This is a genomic window from Streptomyces xanthophaeus, assembly GCF_030440515.1.
Lineage (GTDB): Bacteria > Actinomycetota > Actinomycetes > Streptomycetales > Streptomycetaceae > Streptomyces > Streptomyces kutzneri.
Map to the genome: position 1 here is coordinate 6,207,514 of NZ_CP076543.1, position 17,659 is coordinate 6,225,172.

19 protein-coding genes are annotated in these 17,659 nt (G+C 71.5%); 11 read left to right on the forward strand and 8 right to left on the reverse strand.

What is annotated here, in order from left to right; translation table 11 throughout:
* Positions 1-179 precede the first annotated feature (179 nt).
* From KO717_RS27680 to moaA, 3 genes are all read left to right on the forward strand, one after another.
* Positions 180-545 carry a DUF485 domain-containing protein gene (locus KO717_RS27680; RefSeq protein ID WP_301371973.1) on the forward strand — a complete coding sequence of 122 codons (366 nt, stop codon included), beginning with the start codon at positions 180-182 and terminating at the stop codon, positions 543-545.
* Positions 542-2,170, forward strand: coding sequence for a solute symporter family protein (locus tag KO717_RS27685; protein WP_301371974.1), 1,629 nt, complete (start codon positions 542-544; stop codon positions 2,168-2,170). The genes KO717_RS27680 and KO717_RS27685 overlap by 4 nt, the downstream gene beginning before the upstream one ends.
* A gap of 178 nt (positions 2,171-2,348) precedes the next feature.
* The gene (gene moaA, locus KO717_RS27690; RefSeq protein WP_301371975.1) at positions 2,349-3,338 is read left to right on the forward strand and encodes a GTP 3',8-cyclase MoaA; all 990 of its coding nucleotides are present in this window, start codon (positions 2,349-2,351) and stop codon (positions 3,336-3,338) included.
* A gap of 43 nt (positions 3,339-3,381) precedes the next feature.
* Here moaA and KO717_RS27695 read toward each other — a convergent pair whose 3' ends face one another.
* Both KO717_RS27695 and KO717_RS27700 read right to left on the reverse strand, forming a co-directional pair.
* Positions 3,382-3,633 carry a hypothetical protein gene (locus KO717_RS27695; RefSeq protein ID WP_301371976.1) on the reverse strand — a complete coding sequence of 84 codons (252 nt, stop codon included), beginning with the start codon at positions 3,631-3,633 and terminating at the stop codon, positions 3,382-3,384.
* Between the two features lie 136 nt (positions 3,634-3,769).
* Positions 3,770-4,048: a DUF3099 domain-containing protein gene (locus KO717_RS27700; protein ID WP_301374808.1), complete on the reverse strand. Its 279-nt coding sequence runs from the start codon at positions 4,046-4,048 to the stop codon at positions 3,770-3,772.
* Positions 4,049-4,287: 239 nt separating this feature from the next.
* Here KO717_RS27700 and KO717_RS27705 point away from each other — a divergent pair, with 239 nt between their 5' ends.
* A complete protein-coding gene (locus tag KO717_RS27705) occupies positions 4,288-4,563 on the forward strand; it encodes a GlsB/YeaQ/YmgE family stress response membrane protein (RefSeq protein WP_301371977.1) in 276 nt (91 codons plus the stop codon).
* A gap of 105 nt (positions 4,564-4,668) precedes the next feature.
* Here KO717_RS27705 and tyrS read toward each other — a convergent pair whose 3' ends face one another.
* From tyrS to KO717_RS27720, 3 genes are all read right to left on the reverse strand, one after another.
* Positions 4,669-5,937, reverse strand: coding sequence for a tyrosine--tRNA ligase (gene tyrS / locus KO717_RS27710; RefSeq protein ID WP_301371978.1), 1,269 nt, complete (start codon positions 5,935-5,937; stop codon positions 4,669-4,671).
* A gap of 72 nt (positions 5,938-6,009) precedes the next feature.
* Entirely contained in the window at positions 6,010-7,410 is a 1,401-nt protein-coding gene (locus tag KO717_RS27715) for a metallopeptidase TldD-related protein (RefSeq protein WP_301371979.1), read from the reverse strand.
* A complete protein-coding gene (locus KO717_RS27720) occupies positions 7,407-8,930 on the reverse strand; it encodes a TldD/PmbA family protein (protein WP_301371980.1) in 1,524 nt (507 codons plus the stop codon). Before KO717_RS27720 ends, KO717_RS27715 begins: the two co-directional genes overlap by 4 nt.
* A gap of 184 nt (positions 8,931-9,114) precedes the next feature.
* On the opposite strand from KO717_RS27720, the gene fabG reads away from it, so the two are divergent.
* The 3 genes from fabG (at position 9,115) to KO717_RS27735 (ending at position 11,247) form a co-directional block, all read left to right on the forward strand.
* Entirely contained in the window at positions 9,115-9,834 is a 720-nt protein-coding gene (gene fabG / locus KO717_RS27725; RefSeq protein ID WP_301371981.1) for a 3-oxoacyl-[acyl-carrier-protein] reductase, read from the forward strand.
* Positions 9,835-9,839: 5 nt separating this feature from the next.
* Positions 9,840-10,610 carry an enoyl-ACP reductase FabI gene (gene fabI / locus KO717_RS27730; RefSeq protein WP_301371982.1) on the forward strand — a complete coding sequence of 257 codons (771 nt, stop codon included), beginning with the start codon at positions 9,840-9,842 and terminating at the stop codon, positions 10,608-10,610.
* Positions 10,611-10,815: 205 nt separating this feature from the next.
* Positions 10,816-11,247, forward strand: coding sequence for a hypothetical protein (locus KO717_RS27735; protein WP_301371983.1), 432 nt, complete (start codon positions 10,816-10,818; stop codon positions 11,245-11,247).
* On the opposite strand, the gene KO717_RS27740 is transcribed toward KO717_RS27735, so the two are convergent.
* The gene (locus KO717_RS27740) at positions 11,228-11,932 is read right to left on the reverse strand and encodes a FadR/GntR family transcriptional regulator (RefSeq protein ID WP_301371985.1); all 705 of its coding nucleotides are present in this window, start codon (positions 11,930-11,932) and stop codon (positions 11,228-11,230) included. The genes KO717_RS27735 and KO717_RS27740 overlap by 20 nt on opposite strands.
* A gap of 72 nt (positions 11,933-12,004) precedes the next feature.
* Between KO717_RS27740 and KO717_RS27745 the strand changes: the two genes are divergently transcribed.
* From KO717_RS27745 to KO717_RS27760, 4 genes are all read left to right on the forward strand, one after another.
* Positions 12,005-13,330 carry a CynX/NimT family MFS transporter gene (locus KO717_RS27745; protein WP_301371986.1) on the forward strand — a complete coding sequence of 442 codons (1,326 nt, stop codon included), beginning with the start codon at positions 12,005-12,007 and terminating at the stop codon, positions 13,328-13,330.
* A gap of 5 nt (positions 13,331-13,335) precedes the next feature.
* Positions 13,336-13,455, forward strand: coding sequence for an SGM_5486 family transporter-associated protein (locus tag KO717_RS27750; RefSeq protein WP_252309064.1), 120 nt, complete (start codon positions 13,336-13,338; stop codon positions 13,453-13,455).
* A gap of 138 nt (positions 13,456-13,593) precedes the next feature.
* Positions 13,594-13,824: a hypothetical protein gene (locus KO717_RS27755; RefSeq protein WP_301371987.1), complete on the forward strand. Its 231-nt coding sequence runs from the start codon at positions 13,594-13,596 to the stop codon at positions 13,822-13,824.
* A gap of 80 nt (positions 13,825-13,904) precedes the next feature.
* A complete protein-coding gene (locus KO717_RS27760) occupies positions 13,905-14,426 on the forward strand; it encodes a SixA phosphatase family protein (protein WP_030720119.1) in 522 nt (173 codons plus the stop codon).
* Between the two features lie 80 nt (positions 14,427-14,506).
* On the opposite strand, the gene serB is transcribed toward KO717_RS27760, so the two are convergent.
* Both serB and KO717_RS27770 read right to left on the reverse strand, forming a co-directional pair.
* Complete coding sequence (gene serB, locus KO717_RS27765) at positions 14,507-15,706, reverse strand: phosphoserine phosphatase SerB (protein WP_301371988.1); 1,200 nt, start codon at positions 15,704-15,706, stop codon at positions 14,507-14,509.
* A 184-nt stretch (positions 15,707-15,890) separates the two neighbouring features.
* Positions 15,891-17,486: a streptophobe family protein gene (locus tag KO717_RS27770; protein WP_301371989.1), complete on the reverse strand. Its 1,596-nt coding sequence runs from the start codon at positions 17,484-17,486 to the stop codon at positions 15,891-15,893.
* Positions 17,487-17,659 lie beyond the last annotated feature (173 nt).

Below are 17,659 nucleotides of genomic sequence, written 5' to 3' on the forward strand. Positions count from 1 at the left end.
CGCCGTTCCCCTGTACGCCATCAGTTCGAGAAATCAGTTCCCCAAGAATCCATGGGTGTTGAACCGTCCCGCCGTGCCGTCCGTGCCGTTGACAGGGGGGATCGGCACCACCGTCCCCCCACACGGAGGTTGTTTTGTCCGTCGTCCCCACCGCACCCGCGTCACAAGGAGAGCCCCCCGTGACCACCGAAGCAGCGCCGCCGCCGGGCAGCGCGGGAACGCCACCGGCCGCCCCCACGGCAGACGACTACACGAGCGTCCAGCAGAGCCCCGAATTCGGCGAACTGCGCGGCTCCTACCGCTCCTTCGCCTTCCCGCTCACCGTGGCCTTCATCGCCTGGTACCTGCTCTACGTCCTGCTGTCCAACTACGCGGGCGGCTTCATGGGGACCAAGCTCTTCGGCAACATCAACGTCGCCCTCGTGCTCGGCCTCGCCCAGTTCGCGACGACCTTCCTGATCGCCTGGTTCTACGCGCGGTACGCGGCCACGAAGCTCGACCCCAAGGCGGAGGCCATCAAGGCACGGATGGAGGCCGCCGAATGAGCAGCACGCACCACCTGACGACGGTCGCCGCGGGAGCCTCCGAGCACCGCCCGCTGATCATCACCCTGTTCGGGCTGTTCGTCGTCGCCACCCTGATCATCACCGTGTGGGCCGGCCGCCAGACGAAGGGCGCCGCCGACTTCTACGCGGGCGGCCGCCAGTTCACCGGCTTCCAGAACGGCCTGGCCATCTCAGGCGACTACATGTCCGCCGCGTCCTTCCTCGGCATCGCCGGAGCCATCGCCCTCTTCGGCTACGACGGCTTCCTCTACTCGATCGGCTTCCTCGTCGCCTGGCTCGTCGCCCTGCTGCTCGTCGCCGAGCCGCTGCGCAACTCCGGCCGCTACACGATGGGCGACGTCCTGGCGTACCGGATGCGCCAGCGGCCCGTCCGCACCGCCGCCGGCACCTCCACCATCGTGGTCTCGATCTTCTACCTGCTCGCCCAGATGGCCGGCGCCGGCGTGCTCGTCTCGCTGCTCCTGGGCATCACCAGCGACGGCGGCAAGGTGGCCGTCGTCGCCCTGGTCGGCGTCCTGATGATCGTCTACGTGACCATCGGCGGGATGAAGGGCACCACCTGGGTCCAGATGATCAAGGCGGTGCTGCTGATCGCGGGCGCCCTGCTGATCACCCTGCTGGTCCTGGTGAAGTTCAACTTCAACATCTCCGACCTGCTGGGCAAGGCCGCCGAGAACAGCGGACAAGGGGTGAAGTTCCTCGAACCCGGCCTCAAGTACGGCAAGGATTCCACCTCCAAGCTGGACTTCCTCTCGCTCGGCCTCGCCCTCGTCCTCGGCACCGCCGGCCTGCCGCACATCCTGATCCGCTTCTACACCGTGCCCACCGCGCAGGCCGCCCGTAAGTCCGTCCTGTGGGCCATCGGCATCATCGGCGGTTTCTACCTGATGACGATCGCCCTCGGCTTCGGCGCCGCGGCGCTGCTCGACCGCGACGAGATCATCAAGTCCAACAAGGCCGGCAACACGGCCGCACCATTGCTCGCCCAGGCCGTCGGCGGCGGCCCCGACTCCACCGGCGGCGCCATCCTGCTCGCCGTGATCTCCGCGGTCGCCTTCGCCACCATCCTGGCCGTCGTCGCGGGCCTCACCCTCGCCTCCTCCTCGTCCTTCGCGCACGACCTGTACGTGAACGTGATCCGCAAGGGCAAGGCCACCGAGAAGGAGGAGATGCGTGCGGCCCGCTGGTCCACCGTCGTCATCGGAGCCGTCGCCATCGGCCTCGGCGCACTGGCCCGCGACCTGAACGTGGCCGGCCTGGTCGCGCTCGCCTTCGCGGTCGCCGCCTCCGCGAACCTGCCGACGATCCTCTACAGCCTCTTCTGGAAGCGCTTCACCACCCAGGGCGCGCTCTGGTCCATCTACGGCGGACTGATCTCGGCGGTCGGCCTGGTGCTGTTCTCCCCGGTCGTGTCCGGAAAGCCCACCTCGATGTTCAAGGACGCGGACTTCTTCTGGTTCCCGCTGGAGAACCCGGGGATCATCTCGATCCCCCTCGGCTTCCTGCTGGGCTGGCTGGGAACCGTCCTCTCCAAGGAGAAGGCCGACCCGCAGAAGTTCGCCGAGCTGGAAGTGCGCTCCCTCACCGGAACAGGGGCGCACTGACATCGTCCGAACACCCAGCGTGGCCGCGTCGTAGATCTCTACGACGCGGCCACGTCACGTCTCGTTCATTCGGGTACCCCTGGATGACACAAGCGTCACGTAGTCTCGAAATAGAACGCGTGAAGTAGATCCGACGTCCGCGCGTACCGCTACTTCCGGACAGGGGAGGGGGCCCACAGTGCTTCTCGATACCTACGGCCGCGTGGCCACTGACCTGCGCGTCTCACTGACCGACCGGTGCAATCTGCGCTGTACCTACTGCATGCCCGAAGAGGGGCTGCAGTGGCTCGGCAAGTCGGACCTGCTCAGTGACGACGAGATAGTCCGGCTGATCCGCATCGCGGTCACGCAGCTGGGGATCACCGAGGTCCGGTTCACCGGCGGCGAGCCGCTGCTGCGGCCCGGCCTGGTCGGCATCGTCGAGCGGTGCGCGGCCCTGGAACCCCGCCCCAAGATGTCGCTGACCACCAACGGCATCGGTCTCAAGCGCACCGCGCAGGCCCTGAAGGCCGCCGGCCTGGACCGGGTGAACGTGTCCCTGGACACCCTGCGGCCCGACGTCTTCAAGACCCTCACCCGCCGCGACCGGCACAAGGACGTCATCGACGGCATGGCCGCGGCCCGCGAGGCCGGCCTCACCCCCGTCAAGGTCAACGCCGTGCTCATGCCCGGCCTCAACGACGACGAGGCCCCCCACCTGCTGGCCTGGGCCGTGGAGAACGAGTACGAGCTCCGCTTCATCGAGCAGATGCCGCTCGACGCCCAGCACGGCTGGAAGCGCGACGGCATGATCACGGCCGGGGACATCCTGGAGTCCCTGCGCACCCGCTTCACGCTCACCGAGGAGGGCGCCGCCGAGCGCGGCTCCGCCCCGGCCGAGCGCTGGGTGGTCGACGGAGGCCCGGCCACCGTCGGCGTCATCGCCTCGGTCACCCGCCCGTTCTGCGGCGCCTGCGACCGCACGCGGCTCACGGCCGACGGACAGGTGCGTACGTGCCTGTTCGCCACCGAGGAGTCGGACCTGCGCGCGGCCCTGCGCTCGGGCGCCCCGGACGAGGAGATCGCCCGGCTCTGGAAGGTCGCGATGTGGGGCAAGAAGGCCGGATCCGGTCTCGACGACCCGTCCTTCCTGCAGCCCGACCGCCCGATGTCCGCGATCGGCGGCTGACCGGGTCCCGGTCGGCCGCCGGTTCAGGTCAGGTCAGCTCAGGTCAGCGCGGGCGTTCCGAGCCCTCCGGCTGCACCCACTCGTCCAGCTTCACGACGTCCTTGAGGAAACCGCGGACCCCCAGGAACTGGGAGAGGTGTTCGCGGTGCTCCTCGCACGCCAGCCAGGTCTTGCGCCGCTCAGGCGTGTGCAGCGTCGGGTTGTTCCAGGCGAGGACCCACACGGCCGCGTCGCGGCAGCCCTTGGCGGAGCAGGTGGGGTTCTCTTCGGGGCCGGCGGCGTTGGAGGAAGTCACAGCCCCACATTAGAACGGAATGGCGACGCCGAGCAGCCACGGGGGGAGCTGCCCGGCGTCGGTCCGTCGCTCCGACGGGGGATGCGGAGCGCGTGAGCAGTATGTCACGCAGGACCCGGTGGAGTGCACCGGAACTTCACGATTGATCTGAGCTTTTCTTGAGGTTTCCCGCGTCCAGCGCCGGCCGCACGGGGGCCGGTACGAAGTGCGAGGGCAGCGACGGCGTCGACTCGCGCCCGGCGTTGGCGATGACCACGGCAATGTAGGGGAGCAGGGCTCCGGCCACGAGCGTCACGATGGCCACCGGGCGCTGCACGTTCCACAACAGCACGGTCGCGATGACCGACAGGGTTCTGATCGTCATCGAGATCACGTACCGGCGCTGGCGGCCCCGTACGTCCTCGGCGAGACCCATCCGCGCTCCGGTGATCCGGAAGACCTCGGCCCCGTTCCGCTTCTGCCGCTTCGTCCGCTCCACGCTCCACCACCCGATCGCCAACCGGGCACTCCCGGCCCGGACCCTCCCACGGTACGCCCGTCCCCGGGCCGGGAGGAGAGGGGGGACCCCCGTACGGCACCGTCCGAAATGCGTCGTACGCCGGATGGGCCGACACTGGGCGCACGTGCGCACAACGCGCCAGGAGGAGGCTCGACATGGGTTGGTTGTGGGCGATCATCGTCGGTTTCGTGCTGGGGCTGATAGCCAAGGCCATCCTGCCGGGCAAGCAGCACCAGCCGCTGTGGCTGACCACCCTCTTCGGCATCCTCGGTGCCGTCCTCGGCAACGCGGTGGCCACATGGATCGGTGTCGGCGAGACCAAGGGCATCGACTGGACCCGGCACCTGCTGCAGATCGTCGGTGCGGTCGTCATCGTCGCGCTCGGCGAGATGGCGTACGGAGCGATCAAGGGCAAGCGGCAGACGACGTGACGCACCGCGGGTCATCCGCGGGTCATGACGGAGGGGCCGGCCGGACCAGGAGTCCGAACCGGCCCCTCCGCCGTGTTCTGCCGTGCTCACGCGCCCTGCGACGCGTCAGGCGCCGGTGACCTCCACCGCGGCCAGGTTCTTCTTGCCCCGGCGCAGCACCAGCCAGCGCCCGTGGAGCAGGTCCTCCTTGGCGGGGACCGCGTCCTCGGCGGTGACCTTCGCGTTGTTCACGTAGGCGCCGCCCTCCTTCACGGTCCGGCGGCCGGCCGACTTGCTCGCGACCAGACCGGTCTCCGCGAGCATGTCCACCACGAGGCCGGGCTCGCTCACCTGGGCGTGCGGCAGCTCGGACAGGGCCGCGGCCAGCGTGGCCTCGTCCAGCTCCGCCAGGTCGCCCTGACCGAACAGTGCCTTCGACGCGGCGATCACGGCGGCGCACTGGTCGGCGCCGTGCACGAGCGCCGTCAGCTCCTCCGCCAGCGCCCGCTGGGCGGCACGCGCCTGCGGCCGCTCGGCGGTCTGCGCCTCCAGTGCCTCCAGCTCCTCACGGGACTTGAAGGACAGGATCCGCATGTAGGTGGAGATGTCCCGGTCGTCCACGTTCAGCCAGAACTGGTAGAACGCGTACGGCGTGGTCATCTCCGGGTCGAGCCACACGGCCCCGCTCTCGGACTTGCCGAACTTGGTGCCGTCCGCCTTGACCATCAGCGGGGTCGCCAGCGCGTGCACGACCGCGCCCGGCTCGACGCGGTGGATCAGGTCGAGTCCGGCCGTCAGGTTGCCCCACTGGTCGGAGCCGCCCTGCTGGAGCACGCAGCCGTAGCGCCGGTACAGCTCCAGGAAGTCCATGCCCTGGAGCAGCTGGTAGCTGAACTCGGTGTAGCTGATGCCCTGGTCGGAGTCGAGCCGCTTGGCGACCGAGTCCTTCGTCAGCATCTTGTTGACACGGAAGTGCTTGCCGATGTCCCGCAGGAACTCGATGGCGGACAGGCCCGCCGTCCAGTCCAGGTTGTTCACCATGAGCGCCGCGTTCTCGCCCTCGAAGGACAGGAACGGCTCGATCTGGGTGCGCAGCCGGTTCACCCAGTTCGCGACGGTCTCCGGGTCGTTCAGGGTCCGCTCCGCCGTCGGTCGCGGGTCGCCGATCTGCCCCGTGGCCCCGCCGACCAGCGCCAGCGGCCGGTGACCGGCCTGCTGGAGCCGGCGCACGGTGAGCACCTGGACCAGGTGCCCCACGTGCAGCGAGGCCGCGGTCGGGTCGAAGCCGCAATAGAAGGTGACCGGACCGTCCGCGAAGGCCTTGCGCAGGGCTTCTTCGTCGGTGGACTGGGCGAAGAGCCCGCGCCACTTCAGTTCGTCGACGATGTCAGTCACGGTCGTGACTCTCCTTGAGAGATGGAGTGAGTAGGGGCGTGGATGAGGGGTCTACCCGCACATTCTAGGTGGTCAGACGCCCTTGCTCACCGAACTCATGTTGAAATCGGGGATACGCAGCGCCGGCATCGCGGCGCGCGTGAACCAGTCGCTCCACTCGCGCGGCAGTGTCTTCTCGGTCCGGCCGGCCTCCGAGGCACGCGACAGCAGGTCCACGGGGGACTCGTTGAACCGGAAGTTGTTGACCTCGCCGACCACCTGCCCGTTCTCCACCAGGTAGACGCCGTCCCGGGTGAGGCCCGTGAGCAGCAGCGTCGCCGGGTCCACCTCGCGGATGTACCAGAGGCAGGTCAGCAGCAGACCCCGCTCGGTGGACGCGACCATCTCCTCCAGCGACTTCTCGCCGCCCCCGTCCAGGATCAGGTTCCCGAAGCCGGGCGAGAGCTGCATCCCGGTCAGGCCCGCCGTGTGCCGGGTCGTGCTCAGCCGGTTCAGGTGACCGTCCGCGATCCACTCGGTCGCCGGGACCGGCAGACCGTTGTCGAACACCGAGGCGTCGTCGCCGGAGCTGTGCGCGATCACGAACGGCGCGGACTCCAGGCCCGGCGCGTTCGGGTCGCTGCGCAGGGAGAGCGGCAGTGCGGACAGCTTCTCGCCGAGCCGGGTGCCGCCGCCGGGCTTGGAGAAGACCGTACGGCCCTCCACCGCGTCCCGGGCCGCCGCCGACCACATCTGGTAGATCAGCAGGTCGGCCACGGCCGTCGGCGGCAGCAGGGTCTCGTACCGGCCCGCGGGCAGGTCGATCTTCCGCTCCGCCCAGCCGAGGCGCACGGCGAGCTCCGCGTCCAGCACCGTCGGGTCCACGTCCTTGAAGTCCCGGGTGGAACGGCCCGCCCAGGCGGAGCGCTGCCGGTCCGGGGACTTCGCGTTGAGCTCCAGGGTGCCGTTCGGCTGGTCGTGGCGCAGCCGCAGGCCCGTCGAGGTACCGACGTACGCGGAGACCAGCTCGTGGTTGGCGAAGCCGTACAGCTCCCGGCCGCCCTCGCGGGCCCGGGCGAAGGCCTCGCCGAGGGCCGGGGCGAAGTCCGCGAAGACCGCCGAGCTCGTCTCGGCCGGGGCGTCGGTGAAGTCCGGCGAGGCCGGGGTGCCGGTGACCAGCGGCTGGGCGTCCTCGGCCGGGCCCGCCCCGCGGGCGGCCGCCTCGGCGGCCCGGACCAGCGGCTCCAGGTCGTCCGCGGTCACGGCGGAGCGCGAGACGACCCCCGAGGCCGTGCCCTCCTTGCCGTCGACCGTGGCGATGACCGTCAGGGTCCGGCCGCGGGTCACGCCGTTCGTCGTCAGGGCGTTGCCCGCCCAGCGCAGATTGGCGGTCGACCCCTCGTCCGCGATGACGACACAGCCGTCGGCGGTGGACAGCTCCAGGGCCCGCTCGACGATCTCGTGGGGCTTGGTGATGCGAATCGACGAGCTCATCGCCCGGCCTCCTGCGTGGTGTTCAGGATGTTCACGTCGCGGAACAGCGCCGACGGGCAGCCGTGCGAGACCGCCGCCACCTGGCCCGGCTGGGCCTTGCCGCAGTTGAAAGCGCCGCCCAGGACGTAGGTCTGCGGGCCACCGACCTTCTCCATCGAGCCCCAGAAATCGGTCGTGGTGGCCTGGTACGCGACATCGCGCAGCTGCCCGGCCAGCTTGCCGTTCTCGATCCTGTACGCCCGTTGCTGCGTGAACTGGAAGTTGTAGCGCTGCATGTCGATCGACCAGGAGCGGTCGCCGACCACGTAGATCCCGCGCTCCACCCCGCCGATCAGGTCCTCGGTCGAGAGCCCGCCCGGATCCGGCTGGAGGGAGACGTTCGCCATCCGCTGGACGGGCACGTGCCCGGGGGAGTCGGCGAAGGCGCAGCCGTTGGAGCGCCCGAGGCCGGTCAGCTTCGCGATCCGCCGGTCCAGCTGGTAGCCGACCAGGGTGCCGTCCTTGACCAGGTCCCAGCTCTGCGCCTGGACGCCCTCGTCGTCGAAGCCGACGGTGGCCAGCCCGTGCTCGGCGGTGCGGTCACCCGTCACGTTCATGATCGGGGAGCCGTACTTGAGCTTGCCCAGCTGGTCGAAGGTGGCGAAGGAGGTCCCCGCGTACGCCGCCTCGTAGCCCAGCGCCCGGTCCAGCTCGGTGGCGTGGCCGATCGACTCGTGGATGGTGAGCCACAGGTTGGACGGGTCCACCACCAGGTCGTAGCGGCCGGCCTCGACGCTCGGCGCCCGCATCTTCTCGGCGAGCAGTCCGGGGATCTGCTCCAGCTCGGAGTTCCAGTCCCAGCCGGTGCCGGTGAGGTACTCCCAGCCGCGGCCGGCGGGCGGGGCGATGGTGCGCATCGAGTCGAACTCGCCGGTCGCGGCGTTCACGGCGACCGCGGTGAGCTGAGGGTGGATCCGGACCCGCTGCTGCGTGGTCGAGGTCCCCGCGGTGTCGGCGTAGAACTTGTTCTCGTGGACGGCGAGCAGCGAGGCGTCCACGTGGGCCACCCCGTCGGCCGCCAGCAGGCGCGCGCTCCAGTCGGCGAGCAGCGCGGCCTTCTCGGCATCCGGCACCTCGAAGGGGTTCACGTCGTACGCGGAGATCCACGTCCGGTCGGCGTGCACCGGCTCGTCGGCGAGCTCCACCCGCTCGTCCGAACCGGCGGCCTTGATCACCTGGGCGGACAGCTTCGCCATGGCCACGGCCTGCGAGGCCACCTTGGCGGCGGCGTCCATGGTCAGGTCCACACCGGAGGCGAATCCCCAGCTGCCCCCGTGCACGACCCGCACCGCGTACCCGAGATCGGTGGTGTCGGAGCCACCGGATGGCTTGGCGTCCCGCAGGCGCCAGGAGGCGCTGCGGATCCGCTCCAGCCGGAAGTCGGCATGCTCGGCGCCCAGCGCGCGGGCCCGGGCGAGCGCCGCGTCGGCGAGCGCCCGCAGGGGCAGCGCGGTGAAGGCCGCGTCGATGGAATGGGGCACGGAAGTCCTCCCGTGGTCGGGGCCGGTCGCCCCGATCATGTCGCGATCGGGGCCCTTGTGCCTACATCTTTCTGTAGGGATTCGACAGAGCCGGTCGCAAGGCCCTGTCGGGGGTCGATTCTCCGTACGAGCGATGCGACCTATAGGTTTTTGGTATTCAGACCGCTAGCGAAAGGGTGATCCGTTGAGCCGCTCGGTTCTCGTCACCGGAGGAAACCGGGGCATCGGCCTCGCCATCGCCCAAGCCTTCGCGGAGGCCGGCGACAAGGTCGCGATCACGTACCGGTCGGGTGAGCCGCCGGAGGCGCTCACCTCGATCGGTGTCCTGGCGGTGCGGTGCGACATCACCGACTCCGAGCAGGTGGAGCAGGCCTACAAGGAGATCGAGGACGCGCACGGCGCGGTCGAGGTGCTCGTGGCCAACGCCGGCATCACCAAGGACACGCTGCTGATGCGCATGTCCGAGGAGGACTTCACGTCCGTCCTCGACACGAACCTCACCGGCACCTTCCGGGTGGTCAAGCGCGCGAACCGTGGCATGCTCCGTGCCAAGAAGGGCCGCGTCGTCCTGATCTCCTCGGTCGTCGGGCTCCTGGGCTCGGCCGGCCAGGCCAACTACGCCGCCTCCAAGGCCGCGCTGGTGGGCTTCGCCCGCTCCCTCGCCCGCGAGCTGGGTTCCCGCAACATCACCTTCAACGTCGTCGCCCCCGGTTTCGTGGACACCGACATGACGAAGGTGCTCACCGACGAGCAGCGCGCGGGCATCGTGGGCCAGGTGCCGCTCGGCCGTTACGCGCAGCCCGAGGAGATCGCGGCAGCCGTCCGCTTCCTGGCGTCCGACGACGCCGCGTACATCACCGGAGCCGTCATTCCCGTTGACGGCGGATTGGGCATGGGTCACTGATCACCATGAGCGGAATTCTCGAGGGCAAGCGCATCCTCATCACGGGTGTGCTGATGGAGTCGTCCATCGCCTTCCACACGGCCCGGCTGGCCCAGGAGCAGGGCGCCGAGGTCATCCTCACCGCGTGGCCGCGTCCGTCGCTGACCGAGCGCATCGCGAAGAAGCTGCCGAAGCCGGTCAAGGTGATCGAGCTCGACGTCACCAACGACGAGCACCTGGCCCGCCTGGAGGGCCTCGTCCGCGACGAGCTCGGCGGCCTCGACGGCGTCGTCCACTCCATCGGCTTCGCGCCGCAGGACGCCCTCGGCGGCAACTTCCTGAACACGCCGTTCGAGTCGGTGGCCACCGCCATGCACGTCTCGGCGTTCTCGCTGAAGTCGCTGACCATGGCCTGCAAGCCGCTGTTCCCGGCGGAGGGCGCGGCCGTCGTCGGCCTCACCTTCGACGCGCAGTTCGCCTGGCCGCAGTACGACTGGATGGGCCCGGCCAAGGCCGCCCTGGAGGCCACCAGCCGTTACCTCGCCCGTGACCTGGGCAAGGAGAACATCCGCTGCAACCTGGTCTCGGCCGGGCCGATCGGCTCCATGGCCGCGAAGTCCATCCCGGGCTTCTCGGAGCTGGCGGACGTCTGGAACTCCCGCTCGATGCTGGAGTGGGACATGAGCGACCCGGAGCCGGCGGGCAAGGGCGTCGTGGCCCTGCTGTCGGACTGGTTCCCGAAGACCACCGGCGAGATCGTCCACGTGGACGGCGGCCTGCACGCGATGGGTGCCTGATCCCCGATCGGGTCTCCCACGTCCGTACGGCGGCGGCCGCGCTTCCCTTCCGGGAGGCGCGGCCGCCGCCGTTTCGCGTCGCGCGGGGGCACGCTCGATCGCATGTTCACCGGCCGACCGGATCTTCCCGAGTCGAAAACCGGGGCGGATGCCTGCAAACTGACCAGGCCGGGATCTTCTCGGCTCCTGCGGGGAGGAGGTAGGAGTGCGCACGAGGCCGAGCCGAGCTGTATCCGTGCTGGTCACGTCCGTGATCCTCGCCGGACTCCTGGTCCCCGGAGCCGCCGCGCAACCCGTGGAGGAGGAGCCCGCACCCGGCCCCGAGGTGGCGGCCCCCGCCGTCGTGGAGCTCGCCGACATCCCCGCCGAACCCCCCGCGCAGCCCTCCCGGCCCGCCGGGGGCGAGCTCTTCGGCGCGGACTGCGACACCGTCATCCACGGCTCGCAGGTGTCGGCGTACTGCCACAACGCCTACCCGGAGACCGACCTCGTACGGCTGCACGTCGAGTGCGACCGCTGGTGGGACGTGGACGGCGACGGCGTCGCCGTGCCCGTCGGCCCGGCCGGCCGGACCGAGCTCGTCGGCCGCTGCTGGAAAGAGGTCCGCTCGGCCTGGGTCAGCCACCGGCGCCCGTGAGCGGGGTGTCCTCCGCGTTCCTGCCGAGGCAGGCGAAGGGGTAACCGGCGGCCTCCGAGGCCGCCGCGTCCCCGTCGCCCCGCCGGATCGCCTCGATCAGCCGGGCGTGGTCCAGATGGGCGGAAGGGTGCAGCTCGGTCCCGACGTCCGCCCGCAGCCAGTCGGCCACCAGGTCGCCGAGGTCCGCGTACAGCTCGATCAGCACGTCGTTGTGCGAGGCGGTCACCACCGCCATGTGCAGGCTCACGTCCGCCGCCACGAAGACCTCCGCGTCCCCGCCCGCCCAGGCCTCCTCCCGGCGCGCCAGCAGGGCGTCCAGCTGTACGAGGTCCCGCTCGGTGCGCCGCTCCGCCGCCAGCCGGGCCGCCGAGGACTCCAGCGTCGAACGCAGCTCGGCGATGTGCCGCGGCTCGGCCCCGGCGAAGCGGCGGTGCATCACGCCGGCCAGCTCGCTGGTGGCGATGACGTACGTCCCCGAGCCCTGCCGGATGTCGAGGAGGCCGTTGTGCGCCAGCGCCCGCACGGCCTCGCGCACCGTGTTGCGGGCGACCCCGAGCAGCTCGACGAGCTCCGGCTCGGTCGGGATGCGGGCGCCGACCGGCCACTCGCCGGAGGTGATCTGGTTCCGCAGCTGGGCGATCACCTGATCGACGAGTGCGGAGCGCCGGGGCGAGGTCAGCGGCATGGGTTCCTCTCGGGAGCGAGTACTTCAAGAGCGATTGGACAACCAATCATCCCATGATTCTATGATGGCCGAATGCCCGACGAAGACATGAAGACGCTCGACCGGTCCGCGGCCGGCGCCCCGCCCTCCTGGCGGGGCGCCGGCACGGCCGGGGCCGGCGTATCCCGCACCGCCGCCACCCCGCAGGCGACGGCGCAGCCGGCCTGGCTCGGCCCGGTGCTCATCGTCGGAATCGTGCTGGCCGCCCTCAACCTGCGGCCCGCCATCACCAGCCTCGGCGCCCTCTTCGAAGAGACCCGCACGGGTCTCGGCATGAGCGGGACCGTCGCCGGACTGATCACCTCCGTCCCTGCACTCTGCTTCGCCGTCTTCGGCGTCACCGCGCCCCGGCTCTCCCGCCGCTTCGGCCCGGCCGCCGTCGTCTGCGCCGGCATGGCCGCGGTCGCCACCGGCCTGCTGATACGCCCCTTCGCCTCCGGCGCCGTCGGCTTCCTCGCCGCCAGCGCCCTGTCGCTGGCCGGCATAGCCCTCACCAACGTGCTGCTCCCGGTGATCGTCAAGCGCTACTTCCCGGACAAGGTCGGCACCATGACCGGCCTGTACTCCATGTCCCTGGCCGCCGGCACCTCGCTCGCCGCCGCCGCGACCGTCCCGCTCACCGGCGCCCTCGGCGGCAGCTGGCGCGCCGGCCTGCTGATCTGGGCCGCGCTCGCCCTGCTCGCCGTACTGCCCTGGCTCCCCGTCGCCCGAGCCTCCCGGCGTGCCGACCGGGCCGGGACCGCCGGCCCCGTCGGGTCCGGGGCCGGCCCGCGCGTCGTCCGCAGCCGTACCGCCTGGGCCCTGGCCTGCTATTTCGGCCTCCAGGCCACCGGCGCATACATCACCATGGGCTGGCTCCCGCAGATCTTCCGCGACGCCGGGGTCTCCGCCTCCACGGCCGGAGTGCTCCTCGCCGTCACCATGGTCATGGGAGTCCCGCTCGCCTTCGTCATCCCCGGCCTCGCCGCCCGGATGAAGAACCAGGGCGCCATCGCCGTCACCCTCGGCGTCTTCGGCCTCACCGGCTACCTCGGCCTCTACTTCGCCCCCGCCGCCGGAGCCTGGGCCTGGGCGCTCCTGCTCGGCATCTCCAACTGCGCCTTCCCCCTCGTCATCACCCTCATCGGGCTGCGCGCCAAGTCCCCGGCCGGCGTGGTCAAGCTCTCCGCCTTCGCCCAGAGCACCGGCTACCTCATCTCCATCCCCGGCCCGCTCCTCATCGGCGCCCTCTACCAGCACAGCGGCGGCTGGGACCTGCCGCTCGCCCTGATGGCGGCACTGCTCGTGCCACAGATCGTGCTGGGCGTCCTCGCCGGACGGGACCGCACGATCGAGGACGAATGCGGCATGGGAGACTGACCGGCATGTCGCCCGTACTTGAACCGAACCCGCAGGACGGCCGCAAGAAGCTCGGCCTCGTGCTCGGCGCGTTCCTCGCCGTGACCGTGATCATCTCCGTCATCGCCACGATCGCCTCCCCCTGAGAGGGTGGGGGTAACCCCACCACCCCTAGGGGGTCAGGCTCAGGGTGAAGTGGGGTGTGCCCCGGATGGGAACCACGGCCCCGGATCCATAGATTCGTAGGCAGCGAGTCAGTCCGGTCCACACCCACGGAGGCGGCCATGTCGGCCCCCACGCAGATCAGGCCCCTCCCGCCGGGCCCCTCCGGCCCCAGGGCCCGCACCACCACCACCGCCGGCACCCGGCTGCACTGGTGGGCACTGGCCCTGCCCGCCCTCGCCTTCGGGCTCCTGCTGCTGCTCCTCGCCGGATCGGGTGAGGCCCACGCGGCCACCGGCGAGGTCCCGGGCCTCGTCCAGGTCGCCGAGCAGCTCCTGCGCGCCGTCGGCTGACCTCCCGCGCCCCCCTCACCCAGGCGTGAGCCCCCCAACACCCACCGCCCCGTGGCTCGTTTCGTGCGAAGCTGGGAGTCATGAGCGCCGACACACCCCGCAGGATCGCCCTCCTCCGGCACGCCAAGGCCGACTGGCCCGAGGTGTCCGACCACGATCGACCGCTCGCGGAACGAGGCCGCAAGGACGCGCCGGCCGTCGGTCTGAAGCTCGCCGAAACCGGCATCGTCTTCGACCTGGCCCTGTGCTCCACCGCCGCCCGCACCCGCGAGACCTGGAAGCTCGCCGTCCAGGAGATGCCGCACCGGCCGAAGACCCACTACGAGGAGAGGCTCTACGACGCCTCGCTGGGCGAGCTCATCGCCCTGCTCAACGAGACCTCCGACGAGGTCTCCGACCTCCTCGTCATCGGGCACAACCCCGGCATGCACGCCCTCGCCGACGCCCTCTCGGGGCGCGCGGAGGGCGACACCCTGACGCGTATGACCCGTACGGGCTTCCCGACCGCGGCCCTCGCCGTGGTCTCCTTCACCGGATCGTGGAAGTCCGTGGAACACGGCGTGGGCACCCTGCTCGACTACTGGACCCCCAAGGGCCTCTGACCGGCGGTCCCAGGACACCGACGGGCCCCGGCAGCCGCACATCGGCTGCCGGGGCCCGTTCGCGTGCGCCGGGTCGGAGCTCAGGCCAGGTCGGCGGCCTCGATCTCCTCGCGGGTGATCCCGAGCAGGTACAGCACCGCGTCGAGGAAGGGCACGTTCACCGCGGTGTGCGCGGCCTCGCGGACCACCGGCTTGGCGTTGAAGGCCACGCCCAGCCCGGCCGCGTTCAGCATGTCCAGGTCGTTGGCGCCGTCGCCGATGGCCACCGTCTGGGACAGCGGCACGTCGGCCTCCGCGGCGAAGCGGCGCAGCAGCCGGGCCTTGCCCGCCCGGTCCACGATCTCGCCGGTGACCTTGCCCGTCAGCTTCCCGTCGACGATCTCCAGGGTGTTGGCGGAGGCGAAGTCCAGCCCCAGCCGCTCCCGCAGATCGTCCGTCACCTGGGTGAAGCCGCCGGAGACCACGCCCACCTGGTAGCCGAGCCGCTTGAGCGTGCGGATCAGGGTCCGCGCGCCCGGGGTCAGCTGCACCTCGGCGCGGACCTTGTCCACGACGGACGCGTCCAGACCCGCGAGCAGAGCCACCCGGGCGTGCAGCGACTGCTCGAAGTCCAGCTCACCGCGCATGGCCCGCTCGGTGACCTCGGAGACCTCGGCCTCGCACCCGGCGTGCGCCGCGAACAGCTCGATGACCTCGTCCTGGATGAGGGTCGAGTCCACGTCCATGACGACCAGGCGCTGGGCCCGCCGGTGCAGTCCGGCCGAGACCACGGCCACGTCCACGCCGATGTGCGCGGAGGCGGTGGCCAGCGCGGTGCGCAGCGGCTCCGTCTCGACGCCGGAGACGGCGAACTCCACCGCCGTCACCGGGTACTTGGCGAGCCGGAAAATACGGTCGATGTTGCCGCCGGTCTCGGTGATCCGGGCGGCGATCGCAGCCGTGGACTCGGCGGTGAGCGGGTGCCCGAGCACGGTGACGTGCGAGCGGCCGCTGCCGCGCGGCCGGTTGTCACCGGTACCGGAGAGGATCTCGGCCTGCATCTTGAGGGATTCGGCCCAGCTGTGGACGGTGGCCCGCAGGTCGCCCTCGGCTCCGCCGGCGGGCTTGGTGACGAGGGCGCACAGGACGATGCGGCCACGGGTGACGACCTGCTCGATGTCGACGACGTCGACGGAGTAGGCGGCGAGGGTGTCGAACAGCCCGGCGGTGATCCCGGGACGGTCCTTGCCGAAGATCTTGACGAGGAGGGTGGGGACGTCGGAGGTCTGCGATGCGCTCATGGTGCCCTCACCGTATCTTCCCGACCCGGGCCCCAGGACCCCCGTCCCACCTCTTGAACGCTCGCGCCGACCGAGGGAGCCGCCGGCTCCCGTGGCGTTCGGGGAACGGGGTCCGTGGCGGAGCCCCGGGCAACGGTGGAAGGGTCGGGCGCGGAGGACGGCTCCGCGCCGAGGCGGCGCTGCCTCAGCGCGGTGGCGCCGGCGGGTGCGGAGGCTTGGGCGGAGGCGGCGGACCTCCCGGCGGGGGAGGCGGGGTGAAGGGTTCCCTGCGGGGCGGCCCCGGCGGCCTGGACGGCCCGGACGCCCGCGGTGACCTGGGCGACCAGGGCGGGACGCCGGTCACGGTCACGTCCCAGGAGCCGTCCGCCTCGCCGCCCCCGGCGGGCCGCGGACCACCCGGAGGCCCGCCGTACGGTCCGTCCCCGGGGTACGGGGCCCTGTTCCTCCCGGGGGCGGGCCTCCCGGGGGCGGGCCACCCCGGGGCGGGCCCCGGCGATCCGGCCGGCCGCGGGAGGGCTGCCCGCCGCCGGGGAGCCAGAGCCGCACCCGCCGCCCCGGCCAGCGCCCCCCAGAGCGCTCCTAGCAGCAGCGCGTACAGGACGTCCCCCCGCAGCTCCACCCCCGCGTCCACCGCGTCCACACCCAGCACCGCGAGCGAGGCGTCCGCCGAGAACCCCGTCAGCCACGCCAGCACCGCCAGGGCCACCCCGGTACAGGCCGACAGCCGCGCCGCGCACCCCAGGATCCCGCGCCCCGGCGTCCGTACGGCCGCCAGCACGCCCGCGTAGAGCAGCAGCAGGGCCGCCCCTGCGACCAGCAGCCAGACCCGCTCGTCGTACTCCGCGAGACGGGCCACCGTCACCGGCTCCCGAGCGGACACCGCCAGCAGATCGTCCAGCGGATCGGGCAGCAGCCGGGCCCCAGCCCCCGTGACCCGGCCGCGCACCGGCACGGACAAACCCAGCAGCACCCCCAGCCAGCTCCCGTTCGGCGCCCCCAGCAGCGCCCCGCCCAGCACCCGCCGCGGCTGGTCGTCGCCCAGCGCCGCCCACACCGCCGCGGCCCACCCGGCCGCCACCGCGACCAGCACCATCGCCACCACCGCCGAGACGGCCGGGCGTAGCCGGCCCGCCGCGGCCGGCCCGCGCCGCGAGACCAGCAGCGCGAGCGCCAGGACCGCGAGCACCCACACCCCCGCTCCCACCAGGGTCGGCCCGAGCTCCACCGAGAACCCCACCCGGGTCCGGGTATCGATCAGGTCCCCGACACGGTCCGGGAGCAGCCCGCCGATGTCCCCGATCCCCGGGATCTCGACCTTCGGGGGCGTCCTCGGCAGCGGCAGCGTCCCGTCGAGGGTGACCACGTCGTGCCCGGCCCACGCCAGAGCGCCCGCCGTCGCCACGAACAGCGCCCCGAGGACCGCCACCCGGGCCGCCGTCTCCCCGTGGCCCGCCCCGGCCCGCAGCGAACGCAGGAACAGCGACGCCAGGACCAGCGCCCCGGCCAGCGACACCCCCAAGGGCATGACGTCCAGGGAGGTTTCGGCCCCCGCGCCGGTGACTCCGAGGACCGAGACGTCACCCGAGGGGGTCACGGTTCCACCGGCCGCGAGGACCACCGTGGCGGCCGTCATCGCGCCGAGCGAGCCTCCCGCGGCGTCGGAGCCGTCGGCGCCCAGCAGGTGCAGCCCGAGTCCGGCCACCCCCGCCATCACGATCAGGGACCAGCCCACGGCGGCGACGGCGGACAACAGCACGTCCCCCCAACGGATGCGGCGCATACGCTGAACCCCCGATGCCTACCGAGCGGTACGCGACGGGACCACCGGGCGAGAAGTCCCGTATCTCACTCTCCGGGTGACTTTCGACCCCGTCAACGGGCAGTCGTAGACGCCCCGGCAAGGCCCGGATTCCACATACGGCTGTAGGCCTGAAATAGTTCCCCCGGATGTTC